The 21,883-nt window shown below is 42.4% G+C and carries 20 protein-coding genes; 3 read left to right on the forward strand and 17 right to left on the reverse strand.

Translation table 11 applies throughout. The features are described 5' to 3' along the window. Window position 1: 1 nt before the first annotated feature. The 16 genes from J6836_RS21305 to J6836_RS21380 all read right to left on the reverse strand — a co-directional run bounded on the left by J6836_RS21305 (window position 2) and on the right by J6836_RS21380 (window position 16,771). On the reverse strand, window positions 2–553 hold the full coding sequence (locus J6836_RS21305; RefSeq protein WP_219245808.1) for a fimbrial protein: 552 nt from the start codon (window positions 551–553) through the stop codon (window positions 2–4). 452 nt (window positions 554–1,005) lie between these two features. Then, window positions 1,006–1,500, reverse strand: coding sequence for a FidL-like protein (locus tag J6836_RS21310; RefSeq protein WP_255586278.1), 495 nt, complete (start codon window positions 1,498–1,500; stop codon window positions 1,006–1,008). Then, window positions 1,478–2,311 (reverse strand): winged helix-turn-helix domain-containing protein, encoded by an 834-nt coding sequence (locus tag J6836_RS21315; protein WP_219245809.1) that lies wholly within the window; start codon window positions 2,309–2,311, stop codon window positions 1,478–1,480. The genes J6836_RS21310 and J6836_RS21315 overlap by 23 nt, the downstream gene beginning before the upstream one ends. Window positions 2,312–2,547: 236 nt before the next feature. Continuing rightward, complete coding sequence (hpaC, locus tag J6836_RS21320) at window positions 2,548–3,066, reverse strand: 4-hydroxyphenylacetate 3-monooxygenase, reductase component (protein ID WP_219245810.1); 519 nt, start codon at window positions 3,064–3,066, stop codon at window positions 2,548–2,550. 19 nt (window positions 3,067–3,085) lie between these two features. Beyond that, the gene (hpaB, locus tag J6836_RS21325) at window positions 3,086–4,648 is read right to left on the reverse strand and encodes a 4-hydroxyphenylacetate 3-monooxygenase, oxygenase component (RefSeq protein WP_219245811.1); all 1,563 of its coding nucleotides are present in this window, start codon (window positions 4,646–4,648) and stop codon (window positions 3,086–3,088) included. A gap of 477 nt (window positions 4,649–5,125) precedes the next feature. After that, on the reverse strand, window positions 5,126–6,007 hold the full coding sequence (gene hpaA, locus J6836_RS21330) for a 4-hydroxyphenylacetate catabolism regulatory protein HpaA (protein ID WP_219245812.1): 882 nt from the start codon (window positions 6,005–6,007) through the stop codon (window positions 5,126–5,128). Between the two features lie 349 nt (window positions 6,008–6,356). Next, window positions 6,357–7,724, reverse strand: coding sequence for a 4-hydroxyphenylacetate permease (gene hpaX / locus J6836_RS21335; protein ID WP_219245813.1), 1,368 nt, complete (start codon window positions 7,722–7,724; stop codon window positions 6,357–6,359). A gap of 160 nt (window positions 7,725–7,884) precedes the next feature. Beyond that, window positions 7,885–8,691: a 4-hydroxy-2-oxoheptanedioate aldolase gene (gene hpaI, locus J6836_RS21340; RefSeq protein ID WP_219245814.1), complete on the reverse strand. Its 807-nt coding sequence runs from the start codon at window positions 8,689–8,691 to the stop codon at window positions 7,885–7,887. A gap of 10 nt (window positions 8,692–8,701) precedes the next feature. Beyond that, a complete protein-coding gene (gene hpaH / locus J6836_RS21345) occupies window positions 8,702–9,505 on the reverse strand; it encodes a 2-oxo-hept-4-ene-1,7-dioate hydratase (protein ID WP_219245815.1) in 804 nt (267 codons plus the stop codon). A 174-nt stretch (window positions 9,506–9,679) separates the two neighbouring features. Then, window positions 9,680–11,143 (reverse strand): NAD-dependent succinate-semialdehyde dehydrogenase, encoded by a 1,464-nt coding sequence (locus J6836_RS21350; protein WP_219245816.1) that lies wholly within the window; start codon window positions 11,141–11,143, stop codon window positions 9,680–9,682. Then, entirely contained in the window at window positions 11,140–12,366 is a 1,227-nt protein-coding gene (locus J6836_RS21355; RefSeq protein WP_219245817.1) for a Bcr/CflA family multidrug efflux MFS transporter, read from the reverse strand. The genes J6836_RS21350 and J6836_RS21355 overlap by 4 nt, the downstream gene beginning before the upstream one ends. A 27-nt stretch (window positions 12,367–12,393) precedes the next feature. After that, a complete protein-coding gene (locus tag J6836_RS21360; protein ID WP_219245818.1) occupies window positions 12,394–12,777 on the reverse strand; it encodes a 5-carboxymethyl-2-hydroxymuconate Delta-isomerase in 384 nt (127 codons plus the stop codon). Between the two features lie 9 nt (window positions 12,778–12,786). Continuing rightward, window positions 12,787–13,668: a 3,4-dihydroxyphenylacetate 2,3-dioxygenase gene (gene hpaD / locus J6836_RS21365; RefSeq protein ID WP_219245819.1), complete on the reverse strand. Its 882-nt coding sequence runs from the start codon at window positions 13,666–13,668 to the stop codon at window positions 12,787–12,789. A 240-nt stretch (window positions 13,669–13,908) separates the two neighbouring features. Further along, entirely contained in the window at window positions 13,909–15,375 is a 1,467-nt protein-coding gene (gene hpaE, locus J6836_RS21370; RefSeq protein WP_219245820.1) for a 5-carboxymethyl-2-hydroxymuconate semialdehyde dehydrogenase, read from the reverse strand. After that, window positions 15,375–16,142: a fumarylacetoacetate hydrolase family protein gene (locus J6836_RS21375; RefSeq protein WP_219245821.1), complete on the reverse strand. Its 768-nt coding sequence runs from the start codon at window positions 16,140–16,142 to the stop codon at window positions 15,375–15,377. Before J6836_RS21375 ends, hpaE begins: the two co-directional genes overlap by 1 nt. Further along, complete coding sequence (locus J6836_RS21380) at window positions 16,142–16,771, reverse strand: fumarylacetoacetate hydrolase family protein (RefSeq protein WP_219245822.1); 630 nt, start codon at window positions 16,769–16,771, stop codon at window positions 16,142–16,144. Before J6836_RS21380 ends, J6836_RS21375 begins: the two co-directional genes overlap by 1 nt. 429 nt (window positions 16,772–17,200) lie before the next feature. Here J6836_RS21380 and hpaR point away from each other — a divergent pair, with 429 nt between their 5' ends. Then, window positions 17,201–17,656, forward strand: a complete 456-nt coding sequence (gene hpaR, locus J6836_RS21385; protein WP_219245823.1) for a homoprotocatechuate degradation operon regulator HpaR — start codon at window positions 17,201–17,203, stop codon at window positions 17,654–17,656. Between the two features lie 572 nt (window positions 17,657–18,228). Here hpaR and J6836_RS21390 read toward each other — a convergent pair. Next, a complete protein-coding gene (locus tag J6836_RS21390) occupies window positions 18,229–19,131 on the reverse strand; it encodes a LysR family transcriptional regulator (protein WP_219245824.1) in 903 nt (300 codons plus the stop codon). A gap of 103 nt (window positions 19,132–19,234) precedes the next feature. Here J6836_RS21390 and J6836_RS21395 point away from each other — a divergent pair, with 103 nt between their 5' ends. Together J6836_RS21395 and J6836_RS21400 are read left to right on the forward strand one after the other, a co-directional pair. Then, window positions 19,235–19,831 (forward strand): FMN-dependent NADH-azoreductase, encoded by a 597-nt coding sequence (locus J6836_RS21395; protein WP_219245825.1) that lies wholly within the window; start codon window positions 19,235–19,237, stop codon window positions 19,829–19,831. A 369-nt stretch (window positions 19,832–20,200) separates the two neighbouring features. Continuing rightward, on the forward strand, window positions 20,201–21,874 hold the full coding sequence (locus J6836_RS21400) for a ShlB/FhaC/HecB family hemolysin secretion/activation protein (protein WP_219245826.1): 1,674 nt from the start codon (window positions 20,201–20,203) through the stop codon (window positions 21,872–21,874). Window positions 21,875–21,883 lie beyond the last annotated feature (9 nt).

Here is a 21,883-nt window from a genome sequence, read left to right on the forward strand (position 1 = left end):
ATTACTCGTATGTGATTTTAAAATCAGCAATCGAGCTAAATTCACCTTCAGTAACGGCTGTTGCACCATCAACGCGTTTTGCTAATGCGGTAAATTCTAAAACGTTTTCGCCTTGTTTATTACGAATTTGGTTCATCACAGATTTTGCTTCATCAAATTTAAAGTCTTTGATCTGAACACCAATGTTTTTTGCAGAACCTGTTGTTCCTAAGAATTCCTTGTTAGTACCAACATAGTTTTTACCACCGAAAGTAATTTTGATATCTTTAACGGCTACCCAGTTATCGTCAGCATCTTTGCTGAACTCATCGAAATTACAGTCTTTAATTTTAATCGCGATATCTTTTTCAGCGGCATTACCTGCTTCTAAAGAGGCACGAGAAAGCTGACCAAAAGGAACTTCTTGTTTAGTGCTTTCAGATTCGATATTACATGGCGCATTAACTACTTGGCCGCTGAAATGTAATTCACCTGTGTTACCACTTGCTAATACAGCGCTAGACAGTGTTGACGCAGCAAATAAAACAGCAACAGATAATTTATTTAATTTCATACTAAAATCCTTAAGAGAAAAATTAACAACTTCTATAATGAAGTCTCTAAATTAAGAGCCATTATAGGAATTCATTTACTTACCCATCATTGGGATGTGGCTGGTTGTATATAAAAGATAATTGGGCCTTTTATAAACCTGTTTCCATTCGTACTTCCATATCAGGAAATGATATTTGAAACGTAGTCTGTTCGACGGAGTAAAGATTACCCTTCGCAGGTGTATTTTGAAATAAAATTCTTGTATTTTAACTCAATATGATTATTTGCTCTGTTATTTAATGTATTTTAATGTATTTTAATGTTTTTATGCTTTATTAATATTGAAGTAAATAATTAATTTTTGTGTCTTTAAGGTGTTTTAATGTGTCTTTTTTTAAATGCAAAAAAAAATGCATCAAATTTAGAATATTTGATGCATTTTTGTGGTTTTTTTTGATGATTACGGGGGAGTTAGATCGTACAAATAAACATTGGTGAGTAATTTTCTTCAAAAATATAATTTTTATCGTTTAAACGTTTTACTCTGGTGAAGTAAATTTGGTTAAGCTGCGGGAGGCCTCGGATATAAATGTCATCGCCAGCTTGGTCACTTGGATCAATATAGATATTTTTTACACGAGAAAAAAAATGGCTGCCTTGTTGTTTATACTCAATAAGTAGCTTACGAGAGATAATGTATTTTTTATGATTAAAATTAATTTCCCCCGTCATAATAAAAGAGTGCTGATTATTATTCTCTTCACTTGGAATGACACTCAATAAATAATAGCCACTTAAACTAGAACGGTCGTCTGAAATGTCAATTTTCAAGGTTGCGCGGCAGTCAGGCACAATAGGTGTATTAATTTTAATGTAAAAATATAAACTAATAAAAACTAAAATAATGGCAGTGAGAAATAAAAAAACAAGGCGTGCAGGTCTATTATTTGACATAGAAATTCTCACAGCTTATCGTGGCACCATCTTTTGCAGTTTTAGGACAGTAAGATAAAAAGAGATAGTCATCGTTGAAATTTTTATTTTGAGTGATAATCCCTACATTATAGTAAAAAACAGTGGCAGGTTTTTTACAGTTAATGCCTAAGTTTTCTAGCCTTTCTTTTAGTACAGAAAAGCTCATTGAACGAGTGTCTGCTTTATGATAACTGTTTATATACCGGATGGTGCATTGATCAATTTGACCGACTTCTGGGTATTCTGTACGGTTAGCAAAAAAATAACTTTTAAACAGATAAAGCAAACAAAAGATAATAACGACAATCAATGTTATTTCGAGATACCGATTATTTAAAATATAGGATTTTTTAACAGGAGCCTCGGATTTTATTTCATTTTGTTCATTGCTTTCTATAGGTGGTTCAAAAGAAGTAGAAAGTGATGGTGCGGCTTCTAAAGTGGTTTCTTCTGATTGTTCTTCTGGTTGCTCATCAGGGGTGATAAACATTAAATCAGCTGAAAATTTTATTCCTACCTTGGGAATAGTTGAAATAACTTCCTCATCGAAAAAAGAAGATAAATGGCGGCGTAAAACAGAGACACTGCTATTTAAATTATTGTCAGAAACAACTTGGTTATGTTCTTCCCAAACTCGGCGCAATAAAGTTTCTCTATCTAAAACTTCCCCATTATTTTGTGCTAATACTAAAAGTAAACGATTTAACGTTGTCGTCAGCTTAATTGCATCGTCAACGTCACTCGTATACAACAGCCCCTGATAGCTGTCATAGGTAACATGCTGATTAATTAAATATTTCATTTTAGGATGGGTTTTTATTTATAGTGGAATACAACTGTATGGTGTCAGTTTATACCCGTAATTCGGGATATGTCAATTAAACTGAATTAGAGTAAATTATTATATTGTTTAAAGTGAAAAGTATAGAATATATATCCAATCTCACTAGGTGGAATTTAATTGAGATAATTACAATTATTATGTTTAATTAAATAAAAAAGCCCCGGTTAGGGGGCTATGATGTATTAGATTATCCGTTAAGCCGTAGGCTCAAGAATTTGATGCACAACAGGGTGGAATTTACGTTTAAAGTAAACTAACCCGTGCCCTGTATCATTCACAATGATTTGTTTCATTTCAACCATGTAGACAGAGTGCGTACCAATATCCTGCACTTGGGTGATTTCACCTTCGAGGTTGGCAAGGGCATTTTTCAGTAAAGGTTGCTGCAAAAGACCGTTGTCCCACACATTCCAGCTAAAACGCTCTTCCATTGTGGAACCTTTCATTCCCGCAAAATGGCACGCTAACTCTTCTTGGTCATGGCTAAGCACATTCACACACAGGCGGCCATTCTTTTGAAAGACCGCATTCATTGCACTATTGCGGTTCACACATACCATCAAAGTGGGTGGCGTGTCTGTAACTGAACAGACTGCGGTTGCTGTAATTCCACAGCGACCTTCAGTGCCATCCGTGGTGACTATATTCACTGCTGCACCGAGACTTGCCATCGCATCTCTGAAACGCAGGCGATGTTCATTTTCTAAAGACATATTGACCTCCTGCTACTGATTATTTCAGCAGCGAATCTAACTGATTAATATCATTGTTGTTATACAGGTGTGGACGTTTCCATCCATGTTGATCGTAATCTGATAAGCAGCGATCAACCATATCTGTCATAGCTTTCATGTTGCCAGAACCTTGTGCATGACGCAGACATTGCAGACGAATTTCGTCTTGGCTACCTGCATAGTTAATTTCATACAGTTCATGGCGGCCACCAAACTCACTTCCAATTGCATCCCACATGAGTTTGAGGATCTTAATACGTTCGACGTGATCCATTCCGTTTGAACCGCGTACATATTTTGCTAAGTACTTATCAATTTCTGGGTTGTTCATATCACGAACGCTGGATGGTAAGTAAATCAGCCCACTCGTTACGTTACTTTCAATGATATTTTTAATTTTTGTGTAGGCCATTGGTGCCATAACACGGTAAGTCTGGATAGCTTGAGTATCAGGTAAGAATGCGCCGCCTTCCCATGCTTTCGCTTCTGAAGTCATTGCATCAGTCAATGACCAGAACAGGTTACGCCATGCAACCACTTCACCCAGATCAGCCTGTACACCACGGAAATCAATAACACCTGTACATTCTAAACTTTTTTGTAACAATCCGGTAATGAAGTCTAATTTAACCGCTAAGCGGACACAAGCTTGTAATGGGAATAAACGTGCAAACCCACCTTGTACTGCCCAGTTACGTGCACGGTCAAAGTCACGGTAAATCAGGACGTTTTCCCATGGAATTAATACATGATCCATCACTAAGATGGCATCATTTTCATCGAAACGGCTAGAAAGTGGGTAATCAAATGGTGCGCCAGTTGCGCCTGCCACTAATTCATAAGATGCGCGAGAAATTAATTTCACACCGTCGGCATCCATTGGTGCAACAAACATCAGGGCAAAGTCAGGGTTATCGCCCATCACTTGCGCGGAACCAAAACCGATAAAGTTATAGTGTGTTAGCGCTGAGTTGGTCGCAACTACTTTTGCGCCACTGACGATAATACCTGCATCAGTTTCTTTTTCGAGTTTGATATAAACGTCTTTCACTTCATCGGCAGGCTTATGGCGATCAATCGGTGGGTTAACAATCGCATGGTTAAAATACAAGCCGCTTTCTTGAATGCGTTTGTACCAATTGCGCGCGTTATCTGCGAACTGGCCATAATATTCAGGGTTGGCACCTAAACAGCTGGCGAATGCCGCCTTATAGTCTGGAGTGCGTCCCATCCATCCGTAGCTTTGGCGTGACCAATCTGCGATGGCATCACGTTGTTGGCGTAATTCATCTGCGCTTTTTGCGAAACGGAAGAATTTGTGCGTGTATCCACCGTTACCTGTGTCGGTGTTCCAGCAAAGCTGGTCATGAGTCGTTTTATCATGGAGCGCATCATATAACTGTCCTATGGAAGCCGCTGAATTACGAAAAGCAGGGTGAGTGGTGACATCTTTTACGCGTTCGCCATAAATATAAATTTCACGGCCATCTTGTAGGCTTTTTAAGTATTCTTGGCTATTAAAAGGGCGTTTAGCGTCTGAACGAAAATCTTCTGGTTTCATGTCTACCTCGTTATCTCACAATGAGGGCTTGCATTGATAGGGGACAAAGGTGCAAGCGAAATATGTTAATTTTATGTTTGTTTTCTGTTTCTTAATTGAATCGCTTTCCGAGTCGATTTTAAAGAGACTTTCGAAAGGTTCGCTGGTACTTTTCGTTGGAATCGAATGTTTATAAAAGAAATGTGATCTTACCGATGTTTTAATATTAATGTAATTATTATTTTTAATTGAAATTACTTAAATAACATAATCTTAAAGTTTATTTATATATTAATAAAAATGTTAGTAATTAAATTTTTATGGTTGAAATTTAGTCTGCAATTTCACTTTTTGTTATTCTTGTTATGTAAAAACAAGAAAATTAAAACAAAACTGATAAGAGATAAAAATGTTTTTAATATGTAAAATTAAATGACATTACCGCTGAACAATTCAACGGTAATAAAAATTTTTCGGAGGAAGGAAAAGTTGAGTCGGTTAATGGATATTTTGTTCACGCCAAGTGCTTGGTGAGGAACCGACTAATCGGTTAAAAAAACGAGCAAAATAAGCAGGGTCTTTAAACCCAAGCTGGTAGGCAATTTCAGAAACAGGGCTGTCTGAAAAAATAAGTAATCGCTTTGCCTCACGTAAAATACGGTCAAAAATAAGCCGTTTTGGCGGGCGATTCGCAAATCGTCGGCACATATCTTTGAGGCGAGATTCTGTGATACCCAGTTTTTTTGCATAGTCAGGCACAGCGAGGTGCTCATGATAATGCAAGTCAATCAATTGGTTAAACCGCTGGAACAAGCGATGTTCGCCCCTAACGCCGCTAGTCGGGTGTTCATCTAAAGGAATAGATCTTAACAGAAAGGTAAATAGGGCTTGGGCTAAAGAGGATAAAACCTGAGTTTTCCCCACGAAGCTGTTCGCTGATTCACGCGCCATTAATGCCCAATAGTGATTGAAAGTATCAATATCTTCGGGTTTGTCAGCAGCAGACAAGCAAATAGCAGGAATATCCACCAAGTCAGGGTGAGCAGGATAAAGGGACTCTAATAGCGGCATGATAAGATCTTGGCGCACAGTAAGCACATGACCATCCGTGTCTTCTTGAGTAAAAAAAGCATGGGCGACAGACGGTGGTGTTAAAATAAACAGCGGTGCTTGAACTGAATAGCGTGACTCGTCAAGCTGCAAGGTAATGTGGCCAGTGACCAAATAGTGCAACTGGAAGAAACCATCATGACGATGCGCCTGCATGTCGCGACCAAAAAAGGCAGCCATGTTGCCGAAGGTTTGGTAGTGGACGTCGTCGGTGCCTTGGGTTTCGTCGTAGTCGGTACTAATATCTATATTTGTAATCATGCCCTTCATATTTCGACCTGTAGCGTTGTTGGCTACACTCCGCTACTCGGGTCACATACTTATGTATGCTCCCCGAGATATCGTCGTTTGCCGCCTAGCTACAAGCCGAACTATTTTGGGCATCCCCACGTTTTCGACCTGTAGCGTTGTTGGCTACACTCCGTTACTCGGGTCACATACTTATGTATGCTCCTCGAGATATCGTCGTTTGCCGCCTAGCTACAAGCCGAACTATTTTGGGCATCCCCACGTTTTCGGCTTGTAGCAGTTTGGATACAAATATATTACTGACACCCTTTAATAATTATTATGCAGCATAAATTATTAAGACATTCAAAACATTCGAATCATTAAAATATTAAGGCGTTGCTCTTGGGCGTGAGTTTTTCATTGGAATAACCATGACTAACAACGCACCGACGACCAGTAAACCTGCGACAAAATATAAGCCAGAGTTGAAGCTGCCAGTTTGGTCTTTCAGCCAGCCAATGAGTAATGGGCTGACGGCAGAACCTATATTACCTGTCGCGTTGATAACCGCAATACCGATGGCACGAGCACGTAAACTGATGGATTGGTCTGGGGTTGTCCAGAATACGGCCATCGCGGTAAATGAACCCGTTGATGCCATGATAATACCAATCAATTGAATGATTGGATGGCTCGTCATTGCGGCGAGAACCCAACCAGCCGCGGCGAATAAATACGGTAAGGCGGTATGCATTTTCCGTTCTTGCAACCTATCTGAACGGCGGCTCCAGTAGATCATCCCCAAAATCGTACAGAATTGCGGTATCGCGGTAAGCAGACCAATCATGGCATTACTGCTGCCTTGGTTGAAGCTCTGCATGATTTGTGGCGTCCAAATATTGATTGCACTTAACGTATTGGTTAAACAGAAATAAGCGACGGTATACATCAAAATAACAGGGGTGAAAATCTCTTTCCATAAACTGGTATTTTGCAGGGCACTGTGGCTTTTTGACCCCTGCGGCTGTACGAGCTCCAGTTGGTCTTTATCCATCATTTCTTGCAGTGTGTCTTTATCTTCTTGTGTCAGCCATTTTGCTTTCTTCGGTGAATCATCAAGATAGAACCAAACTAAAACACCGAGAATGACGGATGGGAAGCCCTCAAGCAGGAATAACCACTGCCAGCCTTTTAAGTCTAAAATGCCATCCATCCCTAAAATATAGCCAGAAGCCAATGAACCGAACGCCATGGTGACAGGCATCGCAATCATAAATAGGGCATTAGCACGGGCACGGAAATAGGCAGGGAACCAGTAAGTGAGGTAAACCAAAATCCCCGGAAGGAAGCCGGCTTCAGCGATACCCACTAACATCCGCAGGACATACAAGCTTGTCGGTCCCGTGGCAAACATGGTCGCCGTTGAAGCAATCCCCCAAAGTACCATGATGGTGGCTATCCAGCGACGCGCACCAACAATCCCCAACATAATATTGCTTGGGATACCAAAAATAACGTAAGTGGCATAGAACAAGGTGGCGGCTAAACCGAACATGGTTGAGGTTAGACCGATGTCTTTCCCCATGGTGAGACCTGCAAAGCCGATATTGATCCTATCTAAGAAAGAGAAGACAAACAGCACGAATAAAAAGACGATCAGCCGTTTGAATAATTTATTAATTACCCGCTGCTGGGGCTCGGTTAAATTTTTATGTTGATCAGCAGGGTTAGTGCTTGCAAGTTGTTGATTACTCATTGTAGGGCCCTCAATTCTTTCTTCTGAAAATTATTATAGGTACAAGGGACGATGAGGCAGTCATGGTGGTGTCTGCCCTTTATTGCGATTTTAATATTTCACTCATTTAGATAAACCGTTTGTCTGTAGGGTAAAAAGTTATCTAAATGAGCTGACTTAGTTAGTAAACACTCGGTGTGCTGGATGTCACTTCCGAGACCGTTTTGCCAAATTTTGCGGCAAGGGCTTCTGCGGTCCGTGCTAACAGCGTGGTATCTACCCCGACAGCAACAAACAATGCGCCGAGTTTCAGATAATGTTCCGCAACCTCAGGGGCTGCCATTAAGATGCCAGGGGCAAGTCCTGCAGCACGAATTTGCACAATCGCTTTTTCGATTGCGGCTTTGACTTCAGGGTGATTCGGATTGCCTGAAAAGCCCATGTCTGCACTGAGATCCGCAGGGCCAATAAACACACCATCAACACCTTCAACTTTTAAGATTTCAGGGAGGTTATTCATTGCTTCACGGGTTTCGACCTGTACGATCACACACATTTCATTGTTGGCACGAGTGAGGTAATCAGGAACGCGATTCCAGCGAGAAGCGCGAGCCAATGCACTGCCAACACCGCGGATCCCTGCTGGTGGGTAGCGTGTTGCGCGTACAGCTTGCTTCGCTTGTTCGGCGTTTTGTACCATTGGTAGCAATAAAGTTTGCGCGCCAATATCCAACAGTTGTTTTATGATCACTGGATCATTCCACGGTGGGCGAACAACAGGTTGTGATGGGTAAGGGGCGATCGCTTGCAATTGCGATAATGTCGTTTGCACATTATTCGGTGCATGTTCGCCATCGATCAACAACCAGTCAAAGCCCGCGCCCGCTAACAACTCGGCACTATATGGGCTGCATAAACCTAGCCATAAACCAATTTGAGGTTGGCCGCTTTTTAACGCTTTTTTAAATTTATTTTCTAAGATGTCCATCGTGATTTCCTTATACAAAACGGCAGCTTATAGAGCCCATATTGCCGTAATCGACGTGGAATACATCGCCTTTACGTGCAGGAACAGGGCGGGTAAATGAACCCCCAAGAATGATCTGGCCGGGTTCAAGTTGAACATTATGTGGCGCCAATTTATTGGCTAACCATGCAACGCCATTGGCAGGGTGATTCAGCACTGCTGCCGCAACACCTGACTCTTCAATGACACCATTGCGATAAAGCAGGGCGCTGATCCAACGCATATCTAAATCGCGTGGTTTAATTGGGCGTCCGCCTAAAATAACCGCGGCGTTTGCGGCGTTATCTGAGATAGTATCGAACACTTTACGTGGGCGATTAGTTTCAGGATCATTGTTATGGCAACGGGCATCGATCAGCTCAAGTGCGGGGATCACATAGTCAGTGGCGTTATAAACATCAAAAATAGTGCAGTTTGGCCCACGCAGTGGTTTTGCTAAAACGAACGCGAGTTCAACTTCAATGCGCGGTACGATAAAGCGGTCGGTTGGGATGTCACAGCCATCATCAAAAAACATATCATCAAGTAGCGCACCGTAATCTGGCTCATCAATTTGTGAGCTGGCCTGCATCGCTTTTGATGTTAGCCCAATTTTATGGCCTTTAAGCACACGCCCTTCAGCGATTTTTAACCCAACCCATTCTTTTTGAACGGCATAAGCATCGTCGATCGTCATTTCAGGGTGATCTAAAGAAATCTGGCGGATCTGCTCACGGCTTTTCTCCGCTTGATTTAGACGCTGTGCTATTTGCAAGATTATGTCTTTCTGTAACATCTTATTTTCCTTTTGTACCTCAGCTCGTCATACTTCGAGTGAGAACTACGTTAACTGCCTTGTTCTCACTCGAATTATTTAGAGCTAACAATTTGGATTTAAAATCATCCGTTCAAGTTATACTTCGAGCTTAGGTTTTATCTGCGATTTTTTGAAAAATAGTCTGCTAATTAACTAGTTAGAAAGACCGCCAAAGCAGAGGTATTTCACTTCCAGATAATCTTCAATCCCGTAGCGCGAACCTTCACGCCCCAGTCCAGACTGCTTAATGCCACCAAATGGGGCGACTTCATTCGAAATAATGCCTTCGTTGATACCCACCATGCCGCTTTCTAATGCTTCAGCAACGCGGTAGATACGGCCGATATCCCGTGAATAGAAATAAGATGCCAAGCCAAATTCAGTGTCATTGGCAAGGGCGATAGCCTCTTCTTCATCACGGAATTTAAATAAAGGTGCTAATGGGCCAAAGGTTTCTTCTTTGGCAACTTTCATGGATTTTGTCACGCCAGTGATAACAGTAGGTTCAAAGAACAAGCCACCTAAACTTGCTACTTTGCCGCCAGCAATCACTTTTGCCCCATGAGAAACAGCATCCGCAATGTGCTCGGAAACTTTGTCGATAGCCGCTTGGTTAATTAATGGGCCTTGTTGGGAATCGGCTTGTGTTGCAGGGCCAATTTTGAGTGCGTTAACCGCTTTGGCTAAGCGAGCTGCAAACTCATCATAAACACCCTCTTGCACTAAAATGCGGTTTGCACATACGCAAGTTTGGCCGCTATTACGGAATTTCGCGGCTAAAGCACCTTGAACTGCCGCGTCTAAATCGGCATCATCAAACACAATAAACGGTGCGTTACCGCCAAGTTCTAATGACATTTTTTTCACTGTGTTGGCACACTGTTCCATCAATAATTTACCAATACGGGTTGAGCCAGTGAATGTCAGCTTGCGCACGATTGGGCTTGAGGTCATCACGCCACCAATAGCTGGTGCGTCAGTGCCTGGAACAATATTAAACACCCCAGCAGGAATGCCCGCTTCTTCGCCAAGAACGGCTAGCGCAAGGGCAGACAGTGGAGTTTCAGCCGCAGGTTTCAGCACCATCGTACAGCCTGCCGCAAGGGCTGGGCCCACTTTGCGCGTGATCATCGCATTCGGGAAGTTCCACGGTGTGATAGCCGCGACAACGCCCACAGGTTGTTTGATGGTCACAAGGCGGCGACCTGGTAATGGTGATGGAATGCTTTCACCGTAAACACGCTTACCTTCTTCAGCAAACCACTCAATAAAGCTAGCACCGTAAGCAATCTCACCCATCGATTCTGTCATCGATTTGCCTTGCTCTGCGCTTAGCAGTTGCGCTAACTCTTTTTGGTTATCCATCATTAAACGGAACCATTTATTTAAGATTTGGCTACGCTCTTTAGCAGTTTTTGCACGCCAAGCGGGCAAGGCTTTTTCGGCTGCTTCGATAGCGCGTTGGGTTTCTACTGCGCCCACATTGCTGACTTTGGCAATCACCGTGTTATCCGCAGGGTTAGTCACCTCAAACACACTTTTGTCTTGGGCATCAACCCATTGACCGTTAATGTAAGCCTGTTGGCGGAATAATGTAGAATTGGTGTTTATGCTCATTTTTCGTTTTTCTCCGAAGACACGGATTGGATTTGTGGGCGGATGTTTTTAGCCGATAGACGTTGGCTCGTAAAACTTAATCCAGCACAAATCGCCATCACAAGTGCCATAGCAAAAGGGGATTCATCCTGTAAGACAGAAACTGCAACACTGGCGAGCGCTGCTAATGCAAATTGAATTGAAATCGCAAGTGCGCTTGCACTGCCAGCAATTTTGCCGCGATGTTGCAGTAACAGTGACAAACTGTTGGTGCCGATAGCGTTGACCATCGATAGGAACAGCACCACAAGAATAACAATTATGGGGAGATTTTGTTGGTAAAAAAGTAGCAAAAGCAGACCAAATGCTAGTTGGAAGCCACTTTGCATGGTGAGTATGCGCGTTAAACTGTAAATTTTTAGCAGTTTCACGTTCAGCAATAACATCACAATCATCCCCAAAATATTGCAGCCGAACAACAAGCCATAATGCTGTTCAGATACCCCAAAATAGTTGATGTACACAAACGGTGAACCACTGATAAAGGCAAACATTCCGGCAAAAGAGAAGGCCATGGTGCCGATAATGCTCAGTGCTTCTCGGTCTGTGAGCACCTGTGTGTAGTTTTTAAACGCCACACAAAGTAAATTCTCTGATGTACGTTGGTGGACTAACGTTTCGGGTAACAGCAGGAAAATAGCACTCACCGAAATCAAACCAACTAACGCCAACAGATAAAAAATTGCCTGCCACTGGAAATGAATTAATAAGAAGCCGCCCAGTAAAGGAGCTAACAACGGCGCAATCATGGTGACTAACGTCATCAATGACAGCACTTTCGGTAATTCATTTGCAGGGTAAACATCCCGCGCGATTGCCCTTGCCATCACGATGGCGGCACCGCTACCAAACGCTTGTAGCGCCCTGAAAATAATCAAGGTGTTGGCATCAGTCGCTTGGGCACATAACAGGCTTGCCACAGTAAAAATAGCCAGCCCACTTAACAACATTTTTCGCCGACCCAGTAGGTCACTGAGTGGGCCGTAAAACAGCATGCCCACACAGAAACCCGCAAAAAATGCCCCGAGGGTATACTGCATTTGCCCTTGTGTTGCATGAAGAGCAATGCCCATCTGGGGCAGGGCAGGAAGGTACATATCGATAGACAATGGCCCAAATGCTACCAATGATCCTAATAATGGAATCAACCAGTGTGGGATGTGTTTATCGAAACTTTTGACCATCGTGCCCTCGTTTTTTGCGCTCAACGATTACGCTTTGAATAAGGCGTGAACGTTGTTTTGTTTGTAGTTTAATACAGGGTCAAGCTCTTCCATGGTAAATGACAGGGCTAATAGGCGTTTTGCTGTTAAATCTGCAAAATGCGCTTTGATCAGGTCGAAAAGCATTTCCCCCGTTTTTTGCCTATCTTCGAGGGAGCGACCTGCACCAATTTTTAGCGTCATATGCACGAAAGCATAATCATGTTTACCGTCTGCCATTTGCCATGTATCTAACCAAATTGCACGGCTACGAATGCCGCCTAATGGAAAAATACCGGTACCCGCAAGGGCGTCATTGACTTTGGCAAATAACTCGGGAAGCTTAGCTTCTTCACGGATATTTTCGGTACATTCTGCATAAAAATGTGGCATAACAACTCCTTACGCAGTTTCCGTTTGCTTATCAGTGATATAGCTTGGCAGCGGGAACACAGCATTGAGCTGCCCTGTGCCAGAGCTGGCGAATAAATCGGTTAAGATTTCCACTTGCTCGGCATATTTGTCCCAACCTAACATGCCAAGTAACATAACTGTGTCATGCATATGGCCTTCGCCATAGCAGTAGTCCGCGTATTCAGGTAGCATTTTGCAGAACTCTTGGAAACGGCCTTCACGCCATAATTTGACGACACGTTTGTCCATTTGCTCATCAAATTCACGGGTGTAGCTATTCATGCCATCTTCCGCTTTTTGGTCATCGATAAAGCGGTGTGATAACGAACCACTGGCTAATACCGCTACCGTACCATCGTATTTTTCAATGGCAGTGAGGACGGCTTCGCCTAACTTGCGGCTGTCTTCAAAGCTATGTGACGTACAAAATGCAGAGATTGAAATCACTTTAAAGTGACGGTCGCTATTCATATAGCGCATTGGAACTAAGGTGGCATATTCGAGAGTTAAGCTTGGAATTTCATGCGCTTGAGCACGAACACCGAGCTTGCGAGCCTCTTCACCAATCATCTGGCCTAAGGCAGAGTTGCCATCATATTCATATTCCATATCGCGAATGAAATGTGGAAGTTCATTACTGGTATAAATACCTTTGAAATGATCGGCACAGTTGATGTGATACGCGCTGTTCACTAACCAGTGGGTATCAAAAACAATAATGGTATCCACGCCTAATTCACGGCAACGACGGCTGATTTCTTTATGACCATCGATAGCGGCTTGGCGACACCCATGGTTTTTACCTGGTAGTTCAGATAGGTACATGGATGGGACGTGTGTTATTTTTGCAGCGAGTGCTAGTTTACCCATTTCATCCTCTCTTACCCGTTATATTTTGAGCTGTAGCGGTGTTGGCTGCACAAAACCACCCTAATCACATATTTATGTATGCTCATAGGGATGATTCCGCTTGCCGCCTAGCTACAACTCAAACTATTTAGGGTAAGGAACGAGTTTACCCATAATTTGTTGTAGCTATTATTTGTTGTGAATCATTTACAGTTCAAATTTTTATAGGTATCTAATTGATAATAAAAATGACTTAATAAGTTACACACCCCAACGTGGGATATTGTGGTCTCCGTAGGAGATACACACGTTCTTCATTTCGGCGAACACTTCAAAGCTGTACTCGCCACCTTCACGGCCAACACCAGAGGCTTTTACGCCGCCGAATGGTTGGCGTAGGTCGCGGACGTTTTGGGTGTTAACAAACACCATACCCGCTTCGATACTGCGTGATAAACGTAGAATTTTGCTGACATCTTGCGTCCAAATATACGAAGCAAGGCCATACTCGATGTCATTCGCCATGCGTAAACCGTCTTCTTCAGATTTGAATGGAATTAAGCATGCTACAGGGCCAAAGATCTCTTCTTGCGCGACACGCATACGGTTATCAACATCAGCCAGAACCGTTGGACGTAAGAAATTACCGCCTTTAAGGTGAGCCGGCAGGTCTGTTGGTTTATCAGGGCCACCCGCTAATAAAGTTGCGCCTTCTTCCATACCAATGCGGATATAACCAGAAACTTTGTTCCAGTGTTGTTCGCTGATCAATGCACCGACTTGAGTTTTTGGATCGTTAGGGTCACCGACGATCAGGCGGTTTGCGCGCTCAGCAAAGCGTTTCACAAACTCTGGGTAGATGCTTTCTTGAATGAAAATACGTGAACCTGCGGTGCAACGCTCGCCATTGATAGAGAAAATGGTGAATAAAGCTGCATCCAGTGCGCGTTCGATGTCTGCATCTTCAAATACCAGAACAGGGGATTTACCGCCTAGTTCCATTGAGTATTTTTTCAGACCCGCGTTTTGCATGATCATACGACCCGTCGCAGTACCACCCGTAAAGGAAATGGCACGAACGTCGTGGTGCTTCACTAATGCATCGCCCGCTGTGCTGCCGTAGCCTTGAACCACGTTCAGAACACCCGCAGGGATACCCGCTTCTAGGGCTAATTCACCAAGGCGGTTTGCGGATAATGGTGATAACTCAGACATTTTTAACACTGCGGTATTACCGAGCGCTAAACAAGGTGCTGTTTTCCATGTCGCGGTCATAAATGGCACGTTCCATGGAGAGATTAACCCACATACACCCACTGGTTGAATGAGGGTGTAGTTCATCATTTTGTCGTCAACCGGATAGGTACGACCATTCATTTGCTGACAAATTTCAGCAAAGAACTCAAAGTTATGTGAAGCGCGTGGGATCAACACATTTTTAGTTTGGTGGATTGGTAAACCCGTGTCTTTAGTTTCCATTTCCGCGATTTGAGGGACGTTTTCGTCGATCAGCTCACCCAAGCGGCGCATTAAGCGAGCGCGCTCTTTCATTGGCGTGTTAGCCCATTTTGGAAACGCTTCTTTTGCTGCCGCAACCGCTTGGTTGATTTCGTCTTGACCGCCAGAAGCAACTTCAGCGAGTACTTCGCCAGTGGCTGGGTTCGTGGTTTGGAAATACTCTTTGCTGGCAACGTTCTTACCGTTGATCCAATGATTAATCTTAGTCATTACACACGTTCCTCATAGTCTTTTTCGCTGATAATGGTATTGACCAATCGGCCAACGCCTTCAACTTCAACAATGACTTCGTCACCTGGTACCACATCAGACAACCCTTTTGGCGTGCCAGTTGCAATCATGTCGCCCGGTTGCAGTGTCATAAAGTCACTGAGATAAGCAATTAAAAATGGAATATCGAAAATTAAATCTGCCGTGGTGCCTTTTTGGCGTAATTCCCCATTCACATAGGTATACAGCGCAAGGTTATGTGGGTCTTTCACATCGTCTTTATCCACTAACCATGGGCCAATCGGTGTTAAGGTATCGCGGCTTTTTACCCGTAAATTCGGGCGGTAGTAATTTTCTAAATAGTCGCGAATTGCATAGTCATTACACACGGTGTAACCCGCGACATAATCCATAGCATCTTCTTTAGATACTTTATGTGCTGTTTTACCAATCACCACCACCAGCTCAGATTCATAATGCATGTATTCAACATTATCTGGGCGAACAGACACTTGGCGATGTCCTGTTAAGCTGCTTTCTGCTTTTAAGAAAATTAATGGCTCTTCAGGTGGCTTAAATTCTAATTCTGCGGCGTGGTCGGCGTAGTTCAAACCAAGGGCGAATAGGGTACCTTGTGCAGGGGGTAACCAAGTTACATCTGCGGAATCACCGGCGACAACGTCTCCGTTGGGTAATGTAATGGCTTCGTTATCGCCTACAGTGACGGCATATTCCGTCCCTTTAAAAAGGATTTTTGCATGCTTCATTATTTTCCTCCTGCCGCGACAACAGTATTTTTCAGGCTAGGGAAGCCTTCTGCTTGAACCACGACTTCATCACCCGGTTTGATAGTAACGCGTTGTTGTGGGGTTCCCATCAGGATCACATCCCCTTGTTTCAAGGTGGCAAAATCACTGAGGGCAGCCACTAACTCACTGGCATCGCGGATCAAATCTTTTGTTGACCAACGATCGACTTCTTTGCCATTCACCTGAGTGATGATATCGACAGGGGCATTCAGTGAGGTTTTTACCATTTCGCCAATTGGGCAGAAGGTATCACGGCATTTTGCTTTGATAGCAGGGCGGTAGAAAGTGTCTTCTGGTAGGCTCACTTCATTTGCAAGCGCAAACCCAGCGATAAATTTTATGGCATCCGCTTTGCTCACTTTACGTGCATCTTGGCCAATCACCAGCGCGAGGGTTGCACCACTTTGCACTTCTTCACCGGCTGGGTGCAGAATCTGTTCGCCAGAATTGATGCGCGTATTGCGCGGCTTAATAAACCACACTGGGGTCTTTGGTGGGGTTTTATAAGGGGCTTGCTGGAATGCCTCGAGCCAATGGCTAAGTTGGCTTTGATGATTGAGGGCAACGGCAAATACTGTGCCTTTCATTGACAACTCCTTAATGAAAAGAATTCAACTTTCGAGTAATTATTAACATATTAATAAAGTATAATTTTGAAATTAGCAATACCTTTATGGAAATGTTAATTTTAATTGTGATCGCATTAACAAAATCCAATGGCTACTCTGTAAGTGATTGTTATTAATTATTTTATTATTTTTTCAAATTTTTTTTAATTACAATTATTTAACTTCAATGATAATTAAAGAATTATTTACTCATTAATATTTTAGGGTTTTTCTTTGAGATTGTTATTTGAGCATGCTACTCTTTAACAGAGATGATTGTGGTGTGTTGAAATCACAGCAAAATGGCTGACATTATTAGAGATAAGTCAAAAATACGTAAAAATACATAATCTCAAAGTACTTAAATTGAGATTACATAACATTAATTAAGTGGTGAGTTTTAAGCTTATGCATGAATCATTGACAATTGCATTATTGCAGGCGAGAGAAACCGCAATGGGTTTTTTCCGACCAATTTTAAAGTCATATAATTTGACTGAACAGCAATGGCGTATCATTCGCGTTTTAGCTGATAACCGTTCAATTGATTTTCATGATTTATCGGTTCAAACCTGTATTCTCCGCCCAAGCCTGACGGGGATCTTAACCCGTATGGAGCGAGAAGGTTTAATTTTCCGCTTAAAGCCACTGAATGACCAACGCAAACTGTACGTTTCGCTAACGCCAACAGGGCAAGAGCTGTACGACAAAGCACGTCAAGAAGTCGAAGCAGGCTACCAAAAAATTGAACTGGCATTTTCCCCAGAGAAAATGCAGCAGCTGGCGGCGTTGTTGGATGAGCTAATCGCTTTAGAGAGCCCGGATTATAGTAATATTGTTGCTGATAAGAGAAAGAGCGCCTAATTTTCGTCATATTTCGAACTCTAGCTGTGTTGGCTTCTTTCGGCTATTTGGGTCACATACTGATGTATGCTCCCCAAACTATCCTCAATTGCCGCCTTGCTAGCGTTCGAACTCTTTAGAAAATTAATTTGTATCTAGAAAATGAGTTTGCCTTCGTCATATTTCGAGCTCTAGCTGTGTTGGCTTCTTTCGGCTATTTGGGTCACATACTGATGTATGCTCTCCAAACTATCCTCAATTGCCGCCTTGCTAGCGTTCGAACTCTTTAGAAAATTAATTTGTATCTAGAAAATGAGTTTGCCTTCGTCATATTTCGAGCTCTAGCTGTGTTGACTTCTTTCGGCTATTTGGGTCACATACTGATGTATGCTCCCCAAACTATCCTCAATTGCCGCCTTGCTAGCGTTCGAACTCTTTAGAAAATTAATTTGTATCTAGAAAATGAGTTTGCCTTCGTCATATTTCGAGCTCTAGCTGTGTTGACTTCTTTCGGCTATTTGGGTCACATACTGATGTATGCTCCCCAAACTATCTCTTTTTCTAAAATAACTCGGTGTAATAATCTGATTAACTTAAGAAATCATCTTAGGAAGCTTAGCGACAAGTTCATCGATGACGACACGAGTTTTATAAGGCAGCCATGTAGAATTTGGCCATATCAAATTAATTGAGAAAGCTGTACAGGCGCTATTTGGTAAGATTTGCTGCAGCTCACCTAATTCGATTTCCCTTGAGATTAACCAATCAGGAAGCCAGGCCAAGCCAATCCCATTACATGCCGCTGCTGCGATGGCGGTAAAATCGTCAGTTGTCAAAATCGTGTTAGGGCAAAAATCAACGATATTTCCAATGTCATCTTTCAGCTGCCAATTCTGAATAACGCCCCCTCGCTTATACCCAATAGCAGGGTGATGACTTAACTCCGCTAAAGTGAAAGGCTCCGCGTATTTTTTTAGAAAGTCAGGTGATGCACAAAGCACCATTCCATGCTGGCCAAGTTGGCGAGCTTTAATAAAAGAGGAGTCTGCTAAGGTTCCAATGCGCACAGCAAGATCGACGCCTTCCTCAAGTAAATTGATTTGTTGATCACTGAATGCAAGATCTAGCTTAAGTTCAGGGTAAGTCTGAGCAAGGGAAAATAGGATCGGCATAACGCATTTATGGCCAAATAAGACGGGTAAGCTCACTTTTAGGTGGCCTTTAACGAGCACTTTTCCTTTTTGTATTTCATCTTCTGCTTTATGAATGCTATCAAGAGCCAGGCGGGATTGCTGATAAAATATCTTACCTTCTTCTGTTAATGTCTGAGTGCGAGTCGTGCGTTTGAACAAGTCGACACCGAGCCTTTCTTCCAATCGTGAGATGGTCTTCCCTACAGCGGAACGCGTGAGAAAAAGATTTTGTGCGGCTTTAGAAAAGTTACCGCTTTCCACAACAGCGACAAAAACAGGTATGCCACTTAGGTCATTTAACATTTATTGGTTCCTTTTAGGATACAATAACCAGAAATAATGTCACTAATAAGGGTAAAAAGACAGTGATATTCTTTAGTCATACAGTTAATACGGGAATATGACTATGAGTAATCTTTTAATTTTGAAATCTAGCATTAATGGGCAAAGCTCCTTAACCAATCAATTGATTGATGAATACCAATTATTGCGCGAGCAGGCAGGCTACCAAGATACGATTATTGAGCATGACCTGACGACTATGGCGTTACCTAAACTCAACCAATCGCTTTTTTCAGCTATGCGGGGAGGGGACGATTCATCTTCATTAGTAGGAAATGGCGTGGAAATATCGGATTCGCTAATTAATGAGCTAAAGGAAAGCGATTTACTGATTATTGGTGCCCCAATGTATAACCTTAATGTCCCTACTGACTTAAAAAAGTGGTTCGACCTCGTTGTACGAGCGAACAAAACTTTTTTCTATACTGACCGTTACCCTCAAGGGTTAGTCAAAGGGGTTAGAGCAGTAGTGATTAGTTCTCGAGGGGGAGTGCATGAAGGCCAACCAACAGATGTCGTTACCTCTTATTTGCGTGCTGCTCTCGGACTTATCGGAATAAATGATGTTAATTTTATTTATGCTGAAGGAATGGATATGAAGCCTGATGGGCGTAAATTGGGTATCGCCAATGCGAGGCATTACCTTGCCAACGTTACTTAAATGATGTGTGTAGGTAAGTCCAAACTCGATAACCGTGAGTAAAAAAGATAAAAAACAGGCGGCTCATTTTTGAGTTGCCTGTTTTTTATCTTTTTTGTAACGGTGGAATTACCTGTAGGGTTACTTATGAAAAACCCTTCAACAAAATCATTCCTAATAAAATCAAACGATTGGTTATTAGCATATAACATTTATTTTTACCGCCAATAAAGAGTTAATCGAAGCAATAAAATAAAAAAACACAAAAAAACGTATTAAACATGAAAAGAATAAATTTTATTCATGGTGGATATTTTTTATCTAAAAGTCATCAATGAGAATGAGTTACATTACGTTAAATTTACTATTCATGACGTAAACTAAAATAACATGACAAATCAACAAGCTTTGTGGCGCTTATTCTGCTTATCGTTATTTATCATTTCTCCTTATGGTTATGCAGAAAATCAATTGCTGGGCTCATCACAGGAGAGCGTTCAATTTGAACAAAAGCAACGGTTAGAGTTGGAGCTGAAACAACGTAATCAACTGGAAAAACAAAGAGCTATCATTGTTGATGATGCTTTGTTAAAACCGACTCAAGATGAAACCTGTTTTCCTATCGACAAGATCCAATTTGTCGGCGCCACGCAGCTTAGCGCCACAACGCAAACGCAATTAACCTCAGCTTATCTCAAACGTTGTCTCACACTTAGCGAAATACATGGGCTCACCAAGCACGTTACTAATTATTATATCGAGCAAGGGTTTATTACCTCTCAAGCCATCATCCCAGAACAAGATTTGTCTTCACATCAATTAATATTGCAAGTTATTGAAGGGAATATTGAAGCTATCGAGATAGAAAATTCTCCGAAGCGTTTGGTTCATCAGGTCTTTCCTTATCAACAAGGCAACATATTAAATTTACGGGATATTGAACAAGGGTTGGAGCAACTCAATCGATTATCGTCTGCTAAATACACTATCGATATCCAGCCTGGCAGCCAAAATGGTTACTCTCGGATTATTATTCATCAGCAAGGGAAAAAATGGCCACTCACAAGCCAATTGAACCTCGATAATTCAGGGATGAAGGCAACAGGGAAACAGCTACTTACTGGCAGTTTGACGGCTGATACCCTTTTGGGAATTGGTGAACAGTGGTCAGTCTCAGCCAATAGCGACATGGAAGGAAGCGCATCCCACCATAATCGTTATATTGTTGCGAATTTGAATATCCCTTATGGCTATTGGTCTTACCGCTATCAATTTTACCGTAACAGCACGCTACAACCGTTTAAGACGTCGGGCCAGCAATACCGTTATGAAGGCAAAAATACCAACCAACAATTTGATGTCAGCCGTTTAATTTATCGTGATGGCAAGCAGCGTTTAACCTTACAAGGCAGTTTAAAACATAAAAAAGCCAATACTCAGTTGGCTTCCCAAACGCTGAGTATCAGTAGCCCAACGCTAACCTCCCTCTCATTTACCCCGCAGTACAGTACCACGCTCGGGCAAGGTTATTTCACGTTTAACCCTTCGGCTGAATGGGGAATTTCTGCCTTTGGCGCCTCATCGGATACGCTCGCGAAAGACTCCCCACGCAGCCATTACCGCAAATTTAGTCTAAGCAGCAGTTATCAGTATTTTTTTCCCAATGGTTTGACCTATTTAACCTCATTTTACGGTCAATATTCCCCCGATAATTTATACGGTATTGAACGTATCAGCATCGGCGGTCAGTACTCTGTCCGTGGCTACCATGAGCAGTCTTTAAGCGGTAACCGTGGCGGGTATTGGCGTAATGAAATTAACAAAGACATCGCCAATACGGCAATTGGGCAACTGCGTTTTATCGGTGCTTTAGATTATGGGTTTATTGGCTCAGATAAATACCACATTGAACATGACACCCTTGCGGGGGGAGCCGTTGGTCTCTCTTTTACTGGCAATAGCCTGTTTTATTCTCAGTTTTTACTCAGTAAGCCTTTGCATTATCCCTCACAACTTAAACCAGACAATTGGTCGGCCTATTGGTCGGTTTCATTCTCTCTGTAGCTTTACGTT

The sequence above is a fragment of the Providencia sp. R33 genome (genome assembly GCF_019343475.1).
In the GTDB taxonomy this organism is placed as follows: domain Bacteria; phylum Pseudomonadota; class Gammaproteobacteria; order Enterobacterales; family Enterobacteriaceae; genus Providencia.